The sequence below is a fragment of the Actinomycetospora flava genome (assembly GCF_037400335.1).
In the GTDB taxonomy this organism is placed as follows: domain Bacteria; phylum Actinomycetota; class Actinomycetes; order Mycobacteriales; family Pseudonocardiaceae; genus Actinomycetospora; species Actinomycetospora flava.
In genome coordinates this window covers 86,234-106,082 of the sequence record NZ_JBBEGM010000013.1, presented here as the reverse complement: position 1 = coordinate 106,082, position 19,849 = coordinate 86,234, and the positions used below count along the sequence as shown (strand labels likewise).

Sequence of the window (19,849 nt, the reverse complement as noted above, 5' to 3'; positions counted from 1 at the left end):
TGATCACGGTTCCATACCCGGCGTGCCGCCCCCACCCGTCGCCGTCGAGGTCCGCGCCGACGGCACGGGGCGCGCCCGCGGTACCGGTGTCCGCGCGGGCGGGCTGGTGGTCGCGGCGCTGCTGCTCGCCGTGGCGGTCGTCGCGAGCCTCATGGTCGGCAGCCGGGGGATCGCCCCGGGCGTGGTGCTCGACGCGCTGCTGCACGGCCCGTCGGGATCGGCCGACACCGACGCGGTGGTGGTGCTCGACCAGCGCCTCCCGCGCACCCTGCTCGGCCTCGCGGCCGGGCTGGCGCTCGGTGCGGCCGGCGCGCTGATGCAGGCGCTGACCCGCAACCCGCTCGCCGATCCCGGCGTCCTCGGCATCACCTGGGGCGCCTCGGCCGCGATCGTCGCCGGCATCGTGCTGTTCGGGATCACCACGCTGAACGGCTACGTCTGGTTCTCGCTGGTGGGCGCGACGGTCGTCGCGGTGCTGGTCTACCTGCTCGGCGCGACGGGCCGCAGCGGCGCCACACCGGCCCGTCTCGCGCTCGCGGGCACGGCGATCGGGGCGTCGCTGCAGGGCGTGATCTACGCGGTCGTCCTCGTCGACGCGACCACGTTCGACCAGTTCCGCGTCTGGCGGATCGGCACGCTGACCGGCCGCGATCCGCAGGCGCTGCTGCAGGTGCTGCCGTTCCTCACCGTGGGGCTCCTGCTCGCGCTCGGGCTCGCGCGGGCGCTCAACGCCCTGGCGCTCGGCGAGGAGACCGCGCGCGGGCTCGGGGTCCGGGTCGGCGCGATCCGGGCGCTCACCGGCGTCGGGATCGTGCTCCTGTGCGGGGGCGCGACGGCGGCGTGCGGGCCGATCGCGTTCGTCGGGCTCGCCGTGCCGCACCTCGCGCGCCTCGTGACGGGACCCGATCAGCGCTGGGTGATCCCGTGGTCGATGGTGCTCGGCGCGCTGCTCGTGATCGTCGCCGACGTCGTCGGACGCGTCGTCGCGATCCCGGCCGAGCTGGAGGTCGGCGTGGTCACGGCGTTCCTCGGTGCGCCGGTGTTCCTCGCGATCGCCCGCCGGCCCCGGGTGGTGGCGCTGTGACCGTCCTGCGAACCGGCGGGGTCTCGCTGCGTTTCCGACGGCGGGCGGTGGCCGGCGTGCTCGTGCTCGCGGCCGCCGCCGTCGTGCTCGCCGCCGTGGCGCTGACCCTCGGTGACTTCCCGCTGTCCCTCTCGCAGGTCGTCGGCGCGCTCACCGGCACCGGCTCGCGTGCCCAGCAGTACGTCGTGGTCGGGCTGCGCCTGCCCCGCGTCGCGCTGGCCCTGGTGGTGGGCGCGGCGCTCGGGGTCGCCGGCGCGGTGTTCCAGTCGCTGGCCCGCAACGACCTCGCGAGCCCCGACCTGCTCGGCTTCACCACCGGCGCGGCCACCGGGGCGCTCGTCGCGATCGTGCTCGCCGGCGGGGGACCGGTCGGGACGACGGTCGGGGCGGTCGTCGGCACGCTGGTCGCGGCGCTCGTCGTCCAGGCGCTGCTCGGGGGTGCGGTCGGCGGCTACCGCCTCGTGCTGGTGGGGATCGGCGTCAACGCCGTGCTCGCCGCGCTGAACAACTTCCTCATCCTGCGCACCGACCTGCAGACCGCGGTCGCCGCGCAGAGCTGGCTGGTGGGGACCCTCAACGGGCGTGGCTGGGGCCAGGTCGTGGCGGTGGGGGTCGCGCTGGTCGTGCTCGTCCCGCTCGCGGTCGCCGGCAGCCGGCGTCTTGACCTGCTCGGGATGGGCGACGACATGGCCCGCGGGCTCGGCGTCGACGTCGCCCGCACCCGGGTCGCGGTGCTGCTCGTCGGCGTCGCGCTCGTCGGCGTCGCCACCGCCGCGGTCGGCCCCGTCGCCTTCGTCGCCCTCGCGGCCCCGCAGCTGGCCCGGCGGGTCACCGGCGCCACCGGCCCGGGCACGGTCGCGGCGGGCCTGATGGGGGCGGCGCTGCTGCTGGCCGGCGACGTGCTCGGGCAGCGCCTGGCCGCCCCGACCCAGTTCCCCGCGGGCACCATGACCGCGGCCGTCGGCGGGCTCTACCTCGTGTGGCTGCTGGGCAGGGAATGGAGGGCGGGACGGTGAGCTCCAGGCTGCGCGCCGAGGCCGTGACGCTGGCGTACGAGCAGCGGACGGTGATCCGCGACCTCGACCTCGAGGTCCCCGACGGGTCGTTCACCGTGGTCGTCGGCCCGAACGCGTGCGGGAAGTCCACGCTGCTGCGCGGCCTGGCGCGGATGATCCGCCCGGCCGCGGGCGCGGTGACCCTGGACGGCCGTCCCGTCTCCTCCTACGGGCCCAAGGAGATCGCCCGGCGGCTCGCGCTGCTCCCGCAGAGCCCCACCGCGCCCGACGGCATCACGGTGCTCGATCTCGTCGCGCGCGGCCGCTACCCGCACCAGTCGTTGCTGCGGCAGTGGTCGCCGGCCGACGAGCGGGCCGTCGGTGAGGCCATGGCCGCCACCGGCGTCACCGAGCTCGCGGAGCGGGAGGTCGGGCAGCTCTCCGGCGGTCAGCGCCAGCGGGTGTGGATCGCGATGGTGCTCGCCCAGCAGACCCCGCTGCTCCTGCTCGACGAACCGACGACGTTCCTCGACATCGCCTTCCAGCTCGACGTGCTCGACCTGTGCGCCGACCTGCACGCCGGCGGCGAGCGCACCCTCGTCGCCGTGCTGCACGACCTCAACCAGGCGTGCCGCTACGCCACCCACCTCGTCGCGATGCGCGAGGGCCGGATCGTCGCGCAGGGCCCGCCCGCGGAGATCGTCGACGCGGCGCTCGTCGGCTCCGTCTTCGGCATCACGTGCGAGGTCGTGCCGGACCCGCAGACCGGCACCCCGATGGTCGTCCCGGCCGGCCGGGAGGCTCGCCGTGTGAGTAGGTGAGGCTAACCATACGATCAGGGCATGGCCCTCCTCGCTCCTCCACGTCCGTCCGCACGCCGCGGACTCACGCGCCGCGGCTTCCTGGCCGGCGCCGGCGGTGCGGCGGCACTCGTCCTCGCCGCCTGCGGCAGCGGGGAGCCCAGCGGCGGCGCCGGGGGCGCAACGCGGACCGTCGAGGGCGCGAACGGGCCGGTCCAGATCCCGGCGAACCCGCAGCGGATCGTGTGCACGGACTTCTACACGACCTACGCCCTGCTCGACGTCGGCGTGACCCCCGCCGGGACGGCGCAGGCGACGCTCGGCGGGGTGCTGCCCGCGTACCAGCAGGCCTACGACGCGATCCCGAAGGTCGGCACGCCGACGACGCTGAACTTCGAGGCGATCGCGGCGCAGGGTCCGGACCTCATCCTCGGCACCTTGGTCCCGAACCTGCCGGCCGACCTCGGTGCGCAGCTCAGCGGCATCGGGCCGACGCTGCTGCTGCCGTCGGCCGCGAACCCCGGCAGCTGGGGCGAGCGTGCCCTGCGCACCGCCGACGCCGTGAACAGGCTCCAGCAGGGGGAGGCGCTGAAGGCGAGGTACGAGCAGCACGCGGGGCGCATCCGCGAGCAGTACAGCGCCACGCTCGCCCGCACCCGATGGGCACTCGTGCGCGGGAGCGCGGGCGGGGTCTTCTTCTCCGACTACCCGACCTCGTGGAGCGGTGTCGTGCTCGCCGACGCGGGCTTCCGGTTCGGGGCGTTTGCCGAGGGGAAGACCGGCGCCGGCGGCCGCCTGTCGTACGAGCAGGCCACGCAGCTCGACGACTGCGACGTCGTCCTCCACCTCGCCGACACCACCGGAGGGGTCGACGCGAACACGCAGACGCTGCTCGCGCAGCCGGCGTTCCAGCAGGTCCGGGCCGTGCGTGAGGGCCGGCTGTTCCCGCTGCCGAACTACTACTGCAGCCACTACCAGCAGGGCGAGGCCGTGCAGAGCTACCTGGAGACGCTGCTGCCGCGGGTCTGAACGGACGCGTCCCGATCGACGATCTCGCCGGCGTGGGCGAGCACCCAGTCCAGCAGCGGAGCGATCGCCTCGGCGAGCTCGTCGCCGAGCGGGGTGAGGGAGTACTCCACGCGCGGCGGGATCTCGGGGTAGGCGCGGCGCTCGACCAGACCGTCGGCCTCGAAGGTCCGCAGCGTGGAGGCGAGCATCTTCTCGCTGATGCCGTCGACCTCGCGGCGCAGCTCGCCCCAGCGCCGGGTGCCGTCCGCGAGCGCGGCGAGCACGAGGACGCCCCACTTGCTCGTCACGTGGTCGAGCACGACCCGGGTGGGGCACAACGCCGTGAGCACGCCGGGCGAGCGCGTACGCAGGACCTGGAGACTCACCGCCATGCCACCACCTTACCGAAAGGTGGGTACCTCCCAGCGGGAAGTTTCCTGGTGAGCGCCGTGGTTCCGCCTCCTGACAGGCAGAACCACGGAAGGACCCCTCATGACCATCCTCGTCACCGGCGCCTCCGGCGGCCTCGGCCGCCTCGTCCTCGACGGCCTCCTCGCGCGCGGCGTCGCGCCCGCCTCCCTGCGCGCCGGGGCCCGTCGCACCGACTCCCTGGCTGCGTACGCCGACCGCGGCGTCGAGGTCGTCGAGCTCGACTACGACCGCCCCGACACGGCCAAGGCCGCCGTCGACGGCGTCGAGCGCGTCCTGCTCATCTCGGGCAGCGAGCTCGGCCGGCGCGTCGAGCAGCACCGCACGGTGATCGACGCCGCGGCCGCGGCCGGCGTCGCCCACCTGCTCTACACGAGCGTCACGCGCGCCGACGACACGACGATCGTCGTCGCCCCCGAGCACACGGCCACCGAGCAGCTCCTCCGGGCGTCCGGGCTCCCGGTCACCGTGCTGCGCAACAACTTCTACAGCGAGGTGTTCGGTTCCGCCCTCGACGGCGCCCGCGGCAGCGGGGTCGTCCTGACCAGCGCCGGCGAGGGCCGGGTGGCCAGTGCCTCGCGCGCGGACTTCGCCGGGGGTGCCGTCGCGGCGCTCACGGGGGAGATCCCCGCCGGGGTCGAGATCCTCGAGCTCGCCGGTGACACGGCCTGGACCCGGTACGACCTCGCCGCGGCCGCCGCCGAGGCGCTCGGACGCGACGTCCGCGTCGAGCAGGTCTCGCCCGAGGAGCACCTGGCACGGCTGCAGGGCCTCGGGCTCGACGACGCCACCGCGGGCTTCCTCGTCACGCTCGACGGCAACATCCGCGACGGCGAGCTCGACATCACCGACGGCACCCTCGCGCGCCTGCTGGGCCGCCTGACCACCCCGCTCGTCGACACCCTGCGCGCACTCGCCTGAGCCCCGCGGTCACGTCAGGGGAGTGCCCTGCCCGGCGACGAGGGCGTCGAACTTCGCCGGGCCCACGATCGTCAGCAGTCGGGCCGGCCGGCCGCCGACGACCTCGAGGCCGTGGACGACGTCGCGGGGCAGGAAGATGAACCCGCCCGCCGCGGCGGTGAACTCCTCGTCGCCGCAGAAGCCGCGCACCTCGCCGTCGAGGACGTAGAACATCTCGTCCTCGCCGTCGTGGGTGTGTGCCGGGACGGTGAGCCCGGCGGGCGCCGCTTGCTCCATGACGCCGACCCGTCCCTCGGTGTCGGTCCCGCTCGCCTTGACGGTGAAGGTGGCGCCGCCGAACGCGTAGGTGTCGCCGCCGCCCGCCGGCCGCACGAAGAAGGTCATGGACCCATGATCGGTGATGGGTCTCGGGACCTTCGGCCCTGCACGGGGCCGACCCCCGACGGTCACCGTGGGGAGCGCCCCGAACGCTCTCCGGTGCCGAAGGAGGTCCCTCGTGGACGAGGACGCGTCGCCACCACCCGCGCCCCGGCACGGCGGCGGGTCGGCACGCCCCGACGGCGAGCCCGATCCCGCCTCACCCCCGATGCCGCCGCCGCGCGAACGGCGCCGCTACCGCCCCCTGCGGGGCATGGAGGAGCTGGTCGACGACTTCCTCGGATAGGACCCGTTGGTCCCTGCCGGAGCGGGGCCGGTCGACCCTGCCGCCCGCTCCACCGCGCCGCACACGCTCGGGAGCTCCGGGTGTGGGAGGGCGGGCATGGGCGCGAGGACGGGCGCGGTGCGCCGGGCCGTCGGGGTGCTCGTGCCCCCGCGCTCGGCGCTCCGGCGGCCCAGCGACCGCCTCGAGGTCACGGCGCGTTGGGTACTGCTGCTCACCGGTCTGCTGCTCCTGCCGCTCGCGCTCGCGGCCGGCGGGGAGGTCACCGCCCGGCTCGGCGCCCAGGCCGCGATCGAGCACGGCGAGCGCCATCCGGTGACCGCCGTGGTGCTGCCCACCCCGACACAGGGCACGCCGGCCGGCGGCGACGTCGCCTCGGCGCCCGCCGACGGCTGGACCGACCGGTCCACCGACATCGTGCGCACCCCGGTGCGCTGGACCGGCGCCGACGGGACCCCGCGCACCGGGCTCGCCCGGGTGCCCGACACGACCGTCCCCGGCGAAACGCGGGTGCTGTGGGTGGATGCCGCCGACCGCCCGACCCCGCCGCCGATGCCGCCCACGGCGCCCGGAGCGCACGGTGCCCTCGTGACGGGGTTCCTCCTGCTCATCCACCTGACCGTCTCGCTCGTCCTGCTCGCGGGTCTGCGCCACGTCCTCGACCGCGCGCGCCTGCGCTCCTGGGACCGGGCGTGGCGCCGGTTCACGGACCCCGAGCCGGACCCCGAGCCGGATCCCGACCGCCTGCCGTGACTCAGCCCGGCAGGACGGTGTTGCGCACGGCCCGGACGACGTCGTCGAGCTCGGTGACCTGCGCGAGCAGCTGGTCGCGCAGCGGGCCGTCGGCGCCCGAGGCGCTGCTCGTGAGCGCCAGCCCGACCCGCTGCACCCGGCGGACCACCCCCTCGGAGATCGACAGCACCAGCTGCTCGCGCTCCTCCAGGACGTGGACGGCCTCGCGGTCGCGCCGGCCCCGGGCGAGCTCGATCGCCGTGGTGGCGTGGGCCGCGAACCCCAGCAGCATCTCGGCCTCGACCGCGCCGAAGGCCTCGTCGCCGTCGGTGCGGGCGAGGATGAGGACCGTCCGGTCGGACGGGCCGGGCAGCGACACCGCGAGCACGGACCGCACCTCGGGGGCGCGCTCGACGACGCCGGTGGTGCGCGGGTCGGCGAGCGCGTCGGCGATGAGCAGCGGCCCGTCCTCGTCGAGCGCCGCCCGGGTGATCGAGCCGGGACTCGCCGCCGACCGGCCCGCCCACTCCCGCAGCAGGCCGGCCGCCGCGACGACGTGCGCGGTGCCGGGGTCGGCGTCGACGACCCGCGTGACCGCCGCCCCGTACGCCTGCGCCACGTCGACCGCGGTGTCGAGGAGGTGCTGGACCTCGTCCTCGGCCGCGATCTCGCCGGAGAGCAGCCCGCTCGACAACCGCGCGGACGCCGCTTGCCACCGCTCCCGGCGCCGGGCGGTGTCGAGCAGCAGGGCGTTCTCGACGGCGATCCCCGCGGCGCCGGCGAGCGCGGTGAGCAGCTGCTCGTCGTCGGCGGTGAAGCCGCCGTCGTGCTCGCTGCCGGCGACGTAGAGGGCGCCGCGGACGACGCCGCCCGCGCGCAGGGGGACGCCGAGGAACGACGGCACCGGCGGGGCGCCGTCGCGGTCGACCTCGCCGTGCGGGAGGCCGCCGACGAGCGTGGCGGTCTCGGCGTCCATCCCGGCGTGCACGAACCGCAGCACCCGGTCGTCGCGGACCACCGCGAGCGCGGCGGAGCGCGCCCCGACCAGCGTCCGCGTGCTCTCGACGATGCGCCCGACCAGGTCGTCGAGGTCGTGCCCGGCGGTGATCCGGTGGGTCGCGTCCAGCAGGTGGCGCAGCCGCCCCTGGGTCAGCTTCACCTCGGTCGCGCGCGCGATCAGCTGGTCGAGCAGCTCGTCGAGCTCCAGGCGGGCGACCGAGGGGAACGCGAGTCCCTCCGACGGCGCCGCGAGCGGTTCGGGCTGGTCGGGCACAGCACCACTTCTCGATGCCACGCTTCGTCATGGTCGTGCCGACCCTCGCCGTGTCAAGCGTTCCGGACTGATCGTCGGGACGTCCGGCCCTGGCTCCACGCCCCGGGCGGCGTGACGATGAGGCCCGGGAGGCGCGCGCGGGAGGTGGCGACGGTGGAGGAGCCGCACGGTCGCGCGCCCGTCGCCGCCCTCCTGCGCTCCCTGACCGCCCTGGCCACCGGGGCCGACCTCGACACCGTCCTCAAGCACCTGGTGGCGGCGGCCGCCGACCTGACCGACGCCCGGTGGGGCGAGCTGTGCGTGCACGGCGAGGACGGGTCACCGGCGCACGTCGTGTCGGCCGGCAGCGACGAGCCGCCGACCCGGACCCGCCTCGAGGTGCCCGTCCGGACGGGCGAGCGGGTGATCGGCACCCTGTCGCTGACCGGCCGCGACCTCACCGACGACGACGAGGAGACCGCGGCCGCGCTGGCCGGGACCGCCGCCGTCGCCGTGGAGCACGGCCGGCTGCTCCGCGACACCCGGCGGCTGCTGGACGAGGTGCGACGGCGGCAGCGCTGGCTCGAGGCGTCGGGGGAGATCACCGCGCAGGTGCTGGCGGGCGCCGACCCGGCCGAGGTGCTCGTGCTCGCCGCCGAGCGCTCCGTGGAGATCTGCGACGGCCTCGGCGCGGTGATCACCTCGCCGCCGGGCCCGGTCCTCGACGGCGACGACGTGCCGCCGGTCCGCGTCACGGTGAGCGTGGGGCTGGAGGGCCCGCTGCCCGTCGGCGCGCGGATCGCGGCGGTGTCGTCGCCGCTGGCCGAGGTGGCCCGCACGCGGGTGCCCCGGGTCGACGACGGCCTCGTGCTCGCCGTCGACGGGCACGAGCGCCGGCTGGGTCCCGCGCTGCTCGTCCCGCTCGACGGTGCCGAGGTCGTCACCGGCGTGCTCGTGGTGGTCCGCGACCCGCGGCGCGGCGGCGTCGACGACGAGGGCCTGGCCACCGTCGCGTCGTTCGCGGACCAGGCGGCGCTGGTGCTGCGCCTGACCGAGTCGCAACGGGCCCGGCGGCAGCTCGACGTGGCCGCCGACCGGGAGCGGATCGCCGCGGACCTGCACGACCACGTCCTGCAGCGCCTGTTCGCGCTCGGCCTGGGGCTGCAGGCCACCCAGGCCCGCATGCGGACGCTGCCCGAGGCCGCGAGCCGCGTCAACGAGGCGGTCGACCAGGTCGACGGCATCGTCCGCGACATCCGCACCAGCATCTTCGACCTCCACGCGCTCGACGGCGCCCCGGGCCTCGGCGGGCGGCTGCGCGGCGCCGTCGCGGAGATGGCGGTGCACGTCGAGACCGAGCCGGTGGTGCGCCTGTCGGGACCGGTCGACACCGTCCCCGAGGCGCTCGCCGCGCAGGTCGAGGCGGTGGTCCGCGAGGGCGTCTCCAACGCGATCCGGCACGGCGCCGCCGACTCGGTGATCGTGACGGTCTCCGTGGACACCGTCCTCGCGGTCGGCGTCACCGACGACGGCGTCGGCATCCCCGACACCGTGGCCCGCAGCGGCCTGGCCAACCTCGTCGCGCGGGCCCGCGCCCTCGGCGGCGACTCCGACGTCGGACGCCGGTCGCCCGGCCCCGGCACCCGGCTCACGTGGTGGGTCCCGTTCGACCCACCGGCCCCGCACGAGAGGACCCTGCCGTGATCACGGTGTTCCTGGTCGACGACCACGAGGTGGTGCGCCAGGGCGTCGCCGCGCTGCTCGACACCCAGGACGACATGGAGGTCGTCGGGGGCGCGGGCACCGTGACCGAGGCGCTGGCGGCGATCCAGACGCTGGCGCCCCGGGTGGCGGTGCTCGACGTGCGGCTGCCCGACGGCACGGGGATCGAGCTGTGCCGGGAGCTGCGCTCGCTGATGCCCGACCTCGCGTGCCTGATGCTGACGTCGTACACCGACGAGCGCGCGATGTTCGACGCGGTGCTCGCCGGCGCGTCCGGCTACGTGATCAAGGACGTGCGCGGCAACGACATCGTCAACGCCGTGCGCGAGGTGGGCTCGGGACGGTCGCTGCTGGACGGGCGGGCCGCGTCGGTACTGATGACACGGCTGCGGACGCGGACCGAGGCGCCGGACCCGCTCGCGGAGCTGACCGCCAAGGAGCGCGAGGTCCTCGGCTACATCGGCGACGGGCTGACCAACCGCGAGATCGGCGTGCGGATGTTCCTCGCGGAGAAGACCGTGAAGAACTACGTGTCGGCGCTGCTCGCGAAGCTGGGGATGCAGCGCCGGGTCCAGGCCGCCGTCCTCGCCGACCGGGTGCGCGCGGAGCGGGCGCGAGAGCTCTGACGATCCGGTAGGAACCCGGGCATGGACCTCGAGTTCACCGCCGCGCTGTTCGAGTGGCGCGGTCCCGCGCCGTTCTGGTGGCTGGCGCTGCCCGAGCACGGCCGCGACGTCGTCGACGCCGAGGACGCGTCGTACGGCTGGGGCGCGGTCCCGGTGCGCTGCCGCATCGGGGCGACGGAGTGGGAGACCTCGCTGCTGCCGAGGGACGGCGGCTACGTGCTGCCCGTGAAGAAGGCGGTGCGGTCCGCGGAGCAGCTCGGCGACGGCGACGAGGTCACGGTGGCGATGAGCGTCGTCCCGCGCGGCGGGCGCGCGGCCAACGGCACGGGCCGGACGGTCTGAGCGCCCCAGAGTCTGAGCGCCCTAGAACGGTGGCGGGTCGTCGATGAGGGGTGGCACGTCGTCGGCGGCGGTCGGCGTCGGGGCGGGCGCGGTGTGGCTTCGTGTGGCGAGCCGGGACGCGATCTTGGCGAGCCAGTCGGGGTCGTAGTCGCCATCGGTGATGTTGGGACCGTCGTCCGGCAGAGGCCGGGGTCGCCCTGCGGGGCGCGGGTCGGGGAGCGGTCGCAGGATCGTCCTCGGCCCGAAGGTGTGGGTCACCCCCGCGCGGGTGGTGATGACGAAGTGGCCGGGTCGGGGTCGGCGCACCGTCCAGCCGGCGAGGTGCTTCACGCGGTGGTCATGAGTGCACCAGGCGCCGAGGTTCCACGTCAGCGTCGGGCCCCCGGCGGCGTGGTCCCGGGTGTGGTCGATCTCGGCGCGATGCGCGGACCGACCGCACCACGGCGCGACGCACGCCCGGTCACGGGCGCGGACCCAGCGTTCCGCCTCGGCGCCCGCTCGACGGCGGCGCCGGCGATCGGGTCCGGCGTCGGCGTCCGGCGGACGTCCGAGCTGCCCGGTCGCCTCGAGGCCGTCCACGCGGTGCCGTAGCTCGGCGAGCAGATCGCCCCAGCCGAGATGATCAGCGGGGTCGAGGGCGTGGAGCAGCGTCGTCGGAACCTGGAGTTCGACGATCGCCCCGCAGCGCACCGCACCGGGTGCTCGCTGCCCCCGCGCCCGGTGCGGACCGCGGGGGCCGGGTGGTCGGGTCGGTCGTCGCCGGGCGAGCAGGACGTGGTGGAGGTGTCCGTCGGGGGTGGTGAGCACGACACGCCACTCGCCGTCGTGGCGAGCGGCGAGGAGGTCGCGGGCGAGGGACGCGGTGGCCGCGCCGTAGCCGGGGACGGTGGCGGGGTGCTCGTCGAGTCCGAGTGCCGTGGTCAGCCGGAGGCGCACCTCCACGGCGCCCTGGCGGATCCGCCCGGTGCGGCGCTCGCGCGCCACCGGCTCGTCCTCGTCCGGATCGCCCGGGAGGTCGGGGAGATCGAGCGCACCCTGCTGGGGGTTCTCGTCGGGGACATCGTCCGACGGGTCCTCCGGGTCGCCGCACGGTCTGGCGTCGGGGCTGCTGCCGTCGTCGGGGCTGCTGCCGTCGTCGGGTCCGCCGTCGTCGGGTCCGCCGTCGTCGGGTCCACCGTCGTCCGGACCGTCGTCCGGACCGTCGTCCGGACCGTCGTCCGGACCGTCGTCCGGACCGTCGTCCGGACCGTCGTCCGGACCACGGTCGTCGGGGTCGTCGTCGGCGGCGATGGTGGAAGCGGCGTGGTACTCGGCGGCGAGCTGGACGGCGATGTCACGGTCGGTCATGCCCGCGGTGCTGCCGTTGAGCAGCCGCATGCCGACCTGCAGCCGCAGCTGATTGATCGGGGTGAGGACCCCCAACTGGCGTGCGGCCGCCGCCAACGCGTCGATCCGTGCGTTGGAGTCGATGCCGTCCTCGGCCGGCGTGTCCACGAACGACAAGGTCGCCGTCCCCGCCGGGTTGGCCGTCAGCAGGACCCGCCCGCGGGCCTCGGCCCGCCGGCGGCGGCGCTCGGCCCACTCCGGGTCGATGGCGAGCACGATCTCCTCGAGCCGCTCTCGCAGCATCGCCACCGGCAGTCCGGCCGCGTCGGGCAGCACCTCACCGACAGCATGGCCGGCGTGGTCCTGAGAGAGATCGGTCGTCAGCTCGCTGATCGCGCGGACCTTCGGCTCGTCGAGCTCGCCACGCCACAACGCGTCGCCGAGCGCCGGGAGCCGCTCGAACAGGTCGTCGGCGAGGTCGAGGCGCCGCGAGGCCATGGTGCGCGACCAGCCCAACAGGGCGGCGACCTCGTCGCCGGAGAACTCGTCCGAGCTCGCCAGCCGCCCCGTGGTCTCTTTCTGGGCGATCCCCAGCTCTCGCAGGCCGGCCAGGAGCTGGGCCTCGGCGCGGTTGTGCGCCCGCCACCGGCCCCGGACGTAGGCGGCCAGGGCTTCGCCGGTCAGGTCCGTCGGGTCGAGGGCGTCGAGCACCCCGACGAGGTCGGCATCGGGGTCACGACCGTTCAGCGCGGCCGCCAGGCCCGCCTCCAGGTTGTCCACGATGCTCACACCGATCACGCTAGAGGCGACCCCCGACAACGACGCCCCGCGGAAGGCGTGCACGGCTCCGGTGCAGATCACGGAACGGTCACGATTCGGCGGGTCGGCGAGGTGGGTCCGCGAGGGACTACCCGGCCTGCGCCGTCCGCGCTCCCGAGCGTTCGGCCCCGATCCCGGCGGCGACGACCGCGGCGATCCCCAGGGCCGCCTCGAGCGACGGTGTCTGGGCGAGCAGCGCGGCGCCGATGGCGAGCGCGATCGCGGGCTCCAGACACATGAGCGTGCCGAACGCGGCGGTCGTGAGCCGGCGCAGCGCCAGCAGCTCCAGGCTGAACGGCACGACCGGCATGAGCAGCGCGATCCCGAGGGCGACGAGCAGCACCGTGAGGTCGAGCTGCCCGGTGCCGAGGTCGGCGAGCAGGCCGGGCCCGGCGACGACGGCCGCGACGAGCCCCGCCACCGGCATCGAGACGGCAAGCCCCGTCAGGCCGGTGACGTGGTCGCCGACGCGCTGGGTGAGCAGGATGTAGCCCGCCCAGCAGGCCGCCGCGGCGAGGGCGAAGCCGACGCCGGCGGGATCGAGGCCGGCCTGCCAGGGGTGGGTCAGCAGCACGACGCCGACGGCGGCGAGCAGCGCCCAGCCCCGGGCGCGCCCGCGACCCCGGACCAGCGCGACCCCGAGCGGGCCGAGGAACTCCAGCGCCGACGCGGTGCCCAGCGGGATGCGGGCGATGGCCTCGGTGAACAGGATCGTGAGCCCTGCGGTGACTGTGCCCAGCGCGACGCACGCGAGCAGGCTCGAGCGCGTGAACGCCGACGGGCGCGGGCGCACGAGCGCGAGCAGCAGCACCCCGGCGAACAGCAGCCGCAGCGCCGCCGTGCCGGCCGGGCCGACGGCCTCGAAGAGCCCGACCGACAGTGCGAGCCCCAGTTGCACGCACAGCATGGCGCCGATCGCCATCCCCGCCCCGGCGCGGGGGGAGGCGAGGCGGCCGGGGGTGGCGGGGAGCGCGGGGGCGGTCACGAGCACAGTGAAGAGCGCGCGACCGTTCACGTCCACGTGAGATTGCTTCACAGAACGTTCGCTGATCACGGATGATGGCTGCGTGGACACCCGACGCCTGCCCTATCTCGTCGAGTTCGACCGGCACGGCTCGATGCGGGTGGTCGCCGAGCTCCTGGGGACGAGCACCTCGGTGGTCTCCCAGCAGATCGCGGCCCTCGCCCGCGAGGCCGGCACGGCGCTCGTCGAGCCGGACGGGCGGCGCGCGCGCCTGACGCCCGCCGGGCAGCGTCTCGCCGAGCACGGGCGCGCGATCCTGGCCGCGGTCGAGTCGGCGCAGCGCGACCTCGACCCGCACGCCGAGCCCCGCGGGCTGGTCCGCGTCGCCGGGTTCGCCAGCGCGATCCGCCGCACGCTGATGCCGACCGTCGTCGCGCTGGGCCGCACGCACCCGCAGGTCGCGCTGACGATCCGCGAGTACGAGCCGGCCGAGGCGCACGCGATGCTCGTCGCCGACCGGATCGACCTCGCCCTGACCTACGACTACGACCTCGCCCCGGCCGCGCTCGACCCCGACCTCGCCGCGACGCCGCTGTGGACCACGGCGTGGGTGCTCGCGGTCCCCGCCGGCGAGGTGCCGGACGAGGCGGCCGACTCCCTCGCGGTCATGACCGCCTTCCGCGACCGCGCCTGGATCGGCAACTCCCGCAATCCCGCCGACGAGCAGGTGCTGCGCACGCTCGCGTCGATGGCGGGCTTCGCGCTGCGGACCACGCACGAGGCGGACAGCCTCGACCTCGTCGAGGACCTCATCCTCGCGGGCCTCGGCGTCGGCCTGCTCCCGCACGACCGCCCCACCGCGCCGGGCGTCGCGATCGTCCCGCTGAGCGCCCCCGCGGTGCGGCTGCGCGCGGCCGCCGTCGTTCGCCGGGGCCGCGAGACCTGGCCGCCCCTGGCCCTCGTGCTCGACCAGGTGGCGCAGGCGGTCGGCTAGAGCGACGGCACGCGCTCGTCCAGCTCGGCGAGCCAGGCGAGGAACGCCCGGGCCTGCGGTGACGGCCGCGGCTCGGAGTGGGGCCGCAGCAGGTAGTGCGCCTGGCGGGCCGGCCAGGCGCCGTCCAGGGCGAGGGCGACCCGCCCAGCGCGGACGGCCGTGCGGGCGAAGCGCTCGGGGATCACCGCGCACGCGTCCCCGGCGGCGACGATCTCGAGCGCCGCCAGGCTGGTGTCGACGGTGAGTGCCCGCGACGGGCGCGGGGCGTCGGCGGGCAGCAGCCGCGGCCAGAGGTCGTCGAAGCCGAGGACCTGGACCCGGTGGCGGGCGGCGAGGTCGGCGACCGACTCCACCGGGCGGTCGCCGGGCCCCCGGATCGCGAGGGCGTGGTCCTGGTGGAGCACCTCGCTGTGCACGCCGGCCCACGGTCCGCGGCCCTGGTGGATGTCGACGTCCACGTCCCCGGGGTCGAGCGCCTCGGACCAGACGGCGCACACGACGCGCAGGTCGATCTCGGGGTGGCGGTCCTGGAAGTCGCCGACGTGCGGGGCCAGCCACGTGGCCGCGTAGGAGACCTGGGTGCGCACGGTGAGCTGCTCGCGGCGCGCCGGCCCGAACAGCCCGGTCGTCGCGACGGCGAGGTCGTCGAGGCTCTCGCGCACGGCGGGCAGGTAGGCGCGGCCGAGCTCGGTGAGCCGGACGGTGCGGGGGAGCCGTTCGAAGAGCGGCACGCCGAGGTGCGTCTCCAGCGACCGGACGCGCTGGCTGATCGTGGCGGGGGAGACGTGCAGCTCCTCGGCGGCCGCCGCGAAGCTCTCGTGGCGCGCGGCCGCCTCGAACGCCTGGACGGACACGAGCGGGGGCAGCGGTGCGCGCACGTCGGGACCCTAGCCTCAGGATTCCGGGGTCTCAGGGTCCGTTCGCGTTGTTTGATCGTGGCCCGAGTTCGCGACGAGGGTGGAGGCGCTCGCCCGCATCCCCTGGAAGGACCCTCCGTGAGCCAGACCCTCGACCACCCGCCCGCCGCGCCGGAGGGCACGGTGACGCTCGACGAGCGCCACCTCGCGCTCGTGCTCGACGGCCGGCGGCGCCGCTTCCACTACGTGTGGTTGCGCGACAACAGCTGGGCCGGTCCGGACCGGGTGGCGCAGTCCGGCGAGCGCCGGCTCGTCACCGGGGCGATCCCACCCGGCGTCCGCCCGACCGCCGCCTCGTTCGACGCCGTCGCGGGTCTCGAGGTGCTGTGGAACGACGGGCAGGCCTGCGTGTACGCGCCGGAGTGGCTGCGCCGTCACGACTACTCGACCGGTCCCCGCCGGCGTCCCCGTCCCGCGGCGGCGCTGTGGCCGGCGGACGCGGGGAATCCCCCGCGGTTCGCGCACGCCGACGTCGTCGGCAGCGTCGACGGGCAGCTCGCCTGGCTCGACGCCGTCGCCGCGCACGGGGCCGCGGTCGTCACCGGCGTCCCGTCGCGCCACCACGAGGTCGAGCGGTTCGCGCAGACCGTCGGCCACGTCCGCGAGGTCGCGTTCGACCGCGTGCACGACGTGCGCCACGACCCCGCCGGCTACAACGTCGCGCACACCTCCGGCGAGCTGCGTCCGCACACCGACATGCCGAGCTACGACTGGCCGCCCTCGGTGCAGCTGCTGCACTTCCTCGTCAACCGGGCACGGGGCGGCGACTCGACGCTGGTCGACGGGTGGGCGGCACTCGCCGAGCTGCGCCGCGACGCGCCGGAACACTTCGCCACCCTGTGCCGGGTCCCCGTGCCGTTCCAGTTGTTCAGCGAGGACGAGGACACCTGGGCGGAGAACCCGATGGTCACCCTCGACGCCGACGGCGAGGTCCGGCTCCTGCGCTTCTCCAACCAGCTCGCCCAGCCCCTCGCCGCGCCCTTCGACGAGGTCGAGGCCTTCTACGCCGCCTACCGGCACCTCGCCGGGATCATCGACTCGGGCCGGTACCGCGCGAGCTTCCGGTGCGACGACGGCGACCTCGTCACCGTGCACTCCCACCGCGTGCTGCACGGCCGGCTGCCCTACGACCCGGCCAGCGGCGCCCGGCACCTGCAGGACGTCTACATGGACGTCGACGACCTCCTCGCCCGCCGCCGCGTGCTGCGCGGCGAGCACAAGCCGCTGCCCGCGCAGACCCCGGGGGAGACCGCATGACCGACACCGTCGGGTTCACCGCCATGGCCGACGGGACGGCCGACGACTACCGGTTGCTCGCGCGCTACGAGGACGCCGAGCTCGCCCGCTTCCCGGACCGCGTATTGGGCTGGCTGCGCGCGATGGACGACCACACCGGCTACCGGGTCACCCGCCTCGAGCACAGCCTGCAGGCCGCCACCCGGGCCCACCGCGCCGGCGAGGACGAGGAGACCGTCGTCTGCGCGCTCCTGCACGACATCGGCGACGTGCTCTCGCCCGCCAACCACTCCGAGGTCGCCGCCGCGGTGCTGCGCCCGTACGTCTCGGAACGAAACCACTGGGTGCTCGCCCACCACGGGGTGTTCCAGGGCAAGTACTGGTTCCACCACGTCGGCGCCGACCCGGACGCGCGCGAGCGGTGGGCCGACCACCCCTGGTACCAGGACTGCGTCGACTTCTGCGCGCGCTACGACCAGAACAGCTTCGACCCCGACCACCCGTCCGAGTCGCTGGCGTTCTTCGAGCCGATGGTCCGGCGGATCCTGGCTCCCGAGCGGGTCACCGCGCCCGATCAGGCTCCGACGTAGTCCGCGAGGTGCCGGCCGGTCAGCGTCGACCGGTCGGCGACCAGCTCGGCCGGCGTGCCCTCGAACACCACGAGACCGCCGTCGTGCCCGGCGCCCGGACCGAGGTCGATGATCCGGTCGGCGTGCGCCATCACGGCCTGGTGGTGCTCGATGACGATCACCGACTTCCCGGAGTCGACGAGCCGGTCGAGCAGCCCCAGCATCTGCTCGACGTCGGCGAGGTGCAGGCCCGTGGTCGGCTCGTCGAGCACGTACACGGTGCCCTGCTCGGCCATCTGCGTCGCGAGCTTGAGCCGCTGGCGCTCGCCGCCCGACAGCGTGGTCAGGGGCTGGCCGAGCGTGAGGTAGCCCAGGCCGACGTCGGCGAGCCGCACGAGGATCCTGTGCGCGGCCGGGGTCTTCGCGGGACCCGCGCCGAAGAACTCGACGGCCTCCGCGACCGGCATCGCGAGGACCTCGCTGATGTCCTTGGCTCCCAGGCGGTACTCCAGCACCGACGCGTCGAAGCGCTTGCCCTCGCACACCTCGCAGAGGGTCGAGATGCCCGCCATGATCCCGAGGTCGGTGTAGATCACGCCCGCGCCGTTGCAGTTGGGGCACGCGCCCTCGGAGTTGGCGCTGAACAGCGCGGGCTTCACGCCGTTGGCCTTCGCGAACGCCTTACGGATCGGCTCGAGCAGCCCGGTGTAGGTGGCCGGGTTGCTGCGCCGCGAGCCCTTGATCGGGGCCTGGTCGACCACGACGACGCCGTCGCGCCCGGCGACCGACCCGTGGATCAGCGAGCTCTTGCCCGAGCCCGCGACGCCGGTGACGGCGACCAGCACGCCGAGCGGGATGTCGACGTCGACGCCGCGCAGGTTGTGGCTGTCGGCGCCGCGCACCTCGAGCGCGCCCGTCGGGGTCCGGACCGCGTCCTTGAGCGACGCGCGGTCGTCGAGGTGGCGGCCGGTCAAGGTGCCGCTGCGGCGCAGGCCCTCGAGGGAACCCTCGTAGACGATCTCGCCGCCGGCGCGGCCCGCACCCGGCCCGAGGTCGACGACGTGGTCGGCGATCGCGATGGTCTCGGGCTTGTGCTCGACGACGAGGACGGTGTTGCCCTTGTCGCGCAGGCGCAGCAGCAGGTCGTTCATGCGCGCGATGTCGTGCGGGTGCAGCCCGATGGTGGGCTCGTCGAAGACGTAGGTGACGTCGGTGAGCGCCGAGCCGAGGTGGCGGATCATCTTGGTGCGCTGCGCCTCGCCGCCCGACAGCGTGCCCGCCGGCCGGTCGAGCGAGAGGTAGCCGAGCCCGATCTCGACGAACGAGTCGAGAGTCTCCGACAGCGACCCGAGCAGCGGGCGCACTCCTTCACGGGTCGAGCTCCGCTCCGCTCCGTCTCCCGCCGACGGCTCGTCCAGCCCCCGCACCCAGTCGGCGAGGTCGCTGATCTGCATCGCGGCGACGTCGCCGATGTTCTTGCCGTCGATCGTCGAGGACCGGGCGGCCTCGCTCAGGCGCGTGCCGTGGCAGTCCGGGCAGGTCGTGAACACCACCGCGCGGTCGACGAACGTCCGCACGTGCGGCTGCATCGCCTCCCGGTCCTTGGACAGGAAGGACTTCTGGATCTGGTTGATCAGCCCGGTGTAGGTGAGGTTGATGCCCTCGATCTTGAGCTTGACCGGCTCCTTGTAGAGCAGATCGTTCAGCTCGCGCTTCGTGAACTGCCCGATCGGCTTGTCCGGGTCGAAGAACCCGCAGCCGCGCAGGATGCGGCCGAACCAGCCGTCCATGCTCATGCCCGGGATCGTGATCGCGCCCTCGTTGATCGACTTCGAGGCGTCGTAGAGCGCGGTCAGGTCGAAGTCGGACGCGGTGCCGCGGCCCTCGCAGCGCGGGCACATGCCGCCGGTGATGCTGAAGTCGCGGCGCTCCTTGATCTCGCGGCCGCCCTTCTCGAACGTCACCGCGCCGGCGCCGCTGATCGAGGCCACGTTGAACGAGAACGCCTGGGGGCCGCCGATGTGCGGCGTGCCCAGCCTGCTGAACAGGATCCGCAGCATCGCCCCGGTGTCGGTGGCCGTACCGACCGTCGAGCGGACGTCGCCGCCCATCCGCTCCTGGCCGACGACGATCGCCGTGGTCAGCCCGTCGAGGACGTCGACGTCGGGGCGGTTCAGCGTCGGCATGAAGCCCTGCACGAACGCGCTGTAGGTCTCGTTGATCATCCGCTGGGACTCGGCGGCGATCGTGCCGAACACCAGCGAGCTCTTGCCGGACCCGGAGACCCCGGTGAACACGGACAGCCGGCGCTTCGGCAGCTCGACGCTGACGTCACGCAGGTTGTTCTCGCGCGCGCCGTGGACGCGGATCAGGTCGTGGCTGTCGGCGTCGTGAGCGGTCGACGTCGCCGTCCCGTCGGCCTGACTCAGGACCGTGCTCATCGGATCTCCGT

General features: G+C 74.9%; 20 protein-coding genes. 13 read left to right on the top strand and 7 right to left on the bottom strand.

The window, feature by feature from the left end:
* The first annotated feature begins 22 nt into the window (after positions 1–22).
* Genes WCD58_RS26390 through WCD58_RS26375 form a run of 4 tightly spaced genes read left to right on the top strand, consistent with a single transcriptional unit; the run spans position 23 to position 3,908 of the window.
* Entirely contained in the window at positions 23–1,084 is a 1,062-nt protein-coding gene (locus WCD58_RS26390; RefSeq protein ID WP_337706080.1) for a FecCD family ABC transporter permease, read from the top strand.
* Positions 1,081–2,100: a FecCD family ABC transporter permease gene (locus tag WCD58_RS26385; RefSeq protein WP_337706079.1), complete on the top strand. Its 1,020-nt coding sequence runs from the start codon at positions 1,081–1,083 to the stop codon at positions 2,098–2,100. The genes WCD58_RS26390 and WCD58_RS26385 overlap by 4 nt, the downstream gene beginning before the upstream one ends.
* The gene (locus tag WCD58_RS26380) at positions 2,082–2,900 is read left to right on the top strand and encodes an ABC transporter ATP-binding protein (protein WP_337706078.1); all 819 of its coding nucleotides are present in this window, start codon (positions 2,082–2,084) and stop codon (positions 2,898–2,900) included. The genes WCD58_RS26385 and WCD58_RS26380 overlap by 19 nt, the downstream gene beginning before the upstream one ends.
* A 21-nt stretch (positions 2,901–2,921) precedes the next feature.
* Entirely contained in the window at positions 2,922–3,908 is a 987-nt protein-coding gene (locus tag WCD58_RS26375; RefSeq protein WP_337706077.1) for an ABC transporter substrate-binding protein, read from the top strand.
* Here the strand turns inward: WCD58_RS26375 and WCD58_RS26370 are convergent.
* Complete coding sequence (locus WCD58_RS26370) at positions 3,878–4,279, bottom strand: winged helix-turn-helix transcriptional regulator (RefSeq protein ID WP_337706076.1); 402 nt, start codon at positions 4,277–4,279, stop codon at positions 3,878–3,880. The two genes, WCD58_RS26375 and WCD58_RS26370, sit on opposite strands and share 31 nt — an antisense overlap.
* Positions 4,280–4,379: 100 nt before the next feature.
* Between WCD58_RS26370 and WCD58_RS26365 the strand changes: the two genes are divergently transcribed.
* Positions 4,380–5,237: an NAD(P)H-binding protein gene (locus tag WCD58_RS26365; protein ID WP_337706075.1), complete on the top strand. Its 858-nt coding sequence runs from the start codon at positions 4,380–4,382 to the stop codon at positions 5,235–5,237.
* Between the two features lie 9 nt (positions 5,238–5,246).
* On the opposite strand, the gene WCD58_RS26360 is transcribed toward WCD58_RS26365, so the two are convergent.
* Positions 5,247–5,621 (bottom strand): cupin domain-containing protein, encoded by a 375-nt coding sequence (locus WCD58_RS26360; protein WP_337706074.1) that lies wholly within the window; start codon positions 5,619–5,621, stop codon positions 5,247–5,249.
* A 112-nt stretch (positions 5,622–5,733) separates the two neighbouring features.
* On the opposite strand from WCD58_RS26360, the gene WCD58_RS26355 reads away from it, so the two are divergent.
* Positions 5,734–5,901 carry a hypothetical protein gene (locus WCD58_RS26355; protein WP_337706073.1) on the top strand — a complete coding sequence of 56 codons (168 nt, stop codon included), beginning with the start codon at positions 5,734–5,736 and terminating at the stop codon, positions 5,899–5,901.
* Positions 5,902–5,997: 96 nt separating this feature from the next.
* Positions 5,998–6,651 carry an Rv1733c family protein gene (locus WCD58_RS26350; RefSeq protein WP_337706072.1) on the top strand — a complete coding sequence of 218 codons (654 nt, stop codon included), beginning with the start codon at positions 5,998–6,000 and terminating at the stop codon, positions 6,649–6,651.
* A 1-nt stretch (position 6,652) separates the two neighbouring features.
* Here the strand turns inward: WCD58_RS26350 and WCD58_RS26345 are convergent, their stop codons facing one another.
* Complete coding sequence (locus WCD58_RS26345) at positions 6,653–7,903, bottom strand: GAF domain-containing protein (protein ID WP_337706071.1); 1,251 nt, start codon at positions 7,901–7,903, stop codon at positions 6,653–6,655.
* 153 nt (positions 7,904–8,056) lie between these two features.
* On the opposite strand from WCD58_RS26345, the gene WCD58_RS26340 reads away from it, so the two are divergent.
* From WCD58_RS26340 to WCD58_RS26330, 3 genes are read left to right on the top strand one after another with little or no spacing between them, the layout of a single operon-like run.
* A complete protein-coding gene (locus WCD58_RS26340) occupies positions 8,057–9,586 on the top strand; it encodes a sensor histidine kinase (protein WP_337706070.1) in 1,530 nt (509 codons plus the stop codon).
* The gene (locus WCD58_RS26335) at positions 9,583–10,230 is read left to right on the top strand and encodes a response regulator (RefSeq protein WP_337706069.1); all 648 of its coding nucleotides are present in this window, start codon (positions 9,583–9,585) and stop codon (positions 10,228–10,230) included. The genes WCD58_RS26340 and WCD58_RS26335 overlap by 4 nt, the downstream gene beginning before the upstream one ends.
* Positions 10,231–10,251: 21 nt before the next feature.
* The gene (locus WCD58_RS26330; protein WP_337706068.1) at positions 10,252–10,572 is read left to right on the top strand and encodes a DUF1905 domain-containing protein; all 321 of its coding nucleotides are present in this window, start codon (positions 10,252–10,254) and stop codon (positions 10,570–10,572) included.
* Between the two features lie 21 nt (positions 10,573–10,593).
* Here the strand turns inward: WCD58_RS26330 and WCD58_RS26325 are convergent, their stop codons facing one another.
* Both WCD58_RS26325 and WCD58_RS26320 read right to left on the bottom strand, forming a co-directional pair.
* Positions 10,594–12,687 carry an HNH endonuclease signature motif containing protein gene (locus WCD58_RS26325; RefSeq protein WP_337706067.1) on the bottom strand — a complete coding sequence of 698 codons (2,094 nt, stop codon included), beginning with the start codon at positions 12,685–12,687 and terminating at the stop codon, positions 10,594–10,596.
* 118 nt (positions 12,688–12,805) lie between these two features.
* On the bottom strand, positions 12,806–13,702 hold the full coding sequence (locus WCD58_RS26320) for an EamA family transporter (protein ID WP_337706066.1): 897 nt from the start codon (positions 13,700–13,702) through the stop codon (positions 12,806–12,808).
* An 82-nt stretch (positions 13,703–13,784) separates the two neighbouring features.
* On the opposite strand from WCD58_RS26320, the gene WCD58_RS26315 reads away from it, so the two are divergent.
* Positions 13,785–14,675, top strand: coding sequence for a LysR family transcriptional regulator (locus WCD58_RS26315; protein WP_337706065.1), 891 nt, complete (start codon positions 13,785–13,787; stop codon positions 14,673–14,675).
* Here WCD58_RS26315 and WCD58_RS26310 read toward each other — a convergent pair.
* On the bottom strand, positions 14,672–15,553 hold the full coding sequence (locus WCD58_RS26310; protein ID WP_337706064.1) for a LysR substrate-binding domain-containing protein: 882 nt from the start codon (positions 15,551–15,553) through the stop codon (positions 14,672–14,674). The genes WCD58_RS26315 and WCD58_RS26310 overlap by 4 nt on opposite strands.
* A gap of 117 nt (positions 15,554–15,670) precedes the next feature.
* Here WCD58_RS26310 and WCD58_RS26305 point away from each other — a divergent pair, with 117 nt between their 5' ends.
* Positions 15,671–16,849 carry a TauD/TfdA family dioxygenase gene (locus tag WCD58_RS26305; RefSeq protein ID WP_337706063.1) on the top strand — a complete coding sequence of 393 codons (1,179 nt, stop codon included), beginning with the start codon at positions 15,671–15,673 and terminating at the stop codon, positions 16,847–16,849.
* Positions 16,846–17,418, top strand: a complete 573-nt coding sequence (locus WCD58_RS26300; protein ID WP_337706062.1) for an HD domain-containing protein — start codon at positions 16,846–16,848, stop codon at positions 17,416–17,418. The genes WCD58_RS26305 and WCD58_RS26300 overlap by 4 nt, the downstream gene beginning before the upstream one ends.
* Here WCD58_RS26300 and WCD58_RS26295 read toward each other — a convergent pair.
* Positions 17,403–19,838, bottom strand: a complete 2,436-nt coding sequence (locus WCD58_RS26295; RefSeq protein ID WP_337706061.1) for an ATP-binding cassette domain-containing protein — start codon at positions 19,836–19,838, stop codon at positions 17,403–17,405. The two genes, WCD58_RS26300 and WCD58_RS26295, sit on opposite strands and share 16 nt — an antisense overlap.
* Between the last annotated feature and the right edge of the window lie 11 nt (positions 19,839–19,849).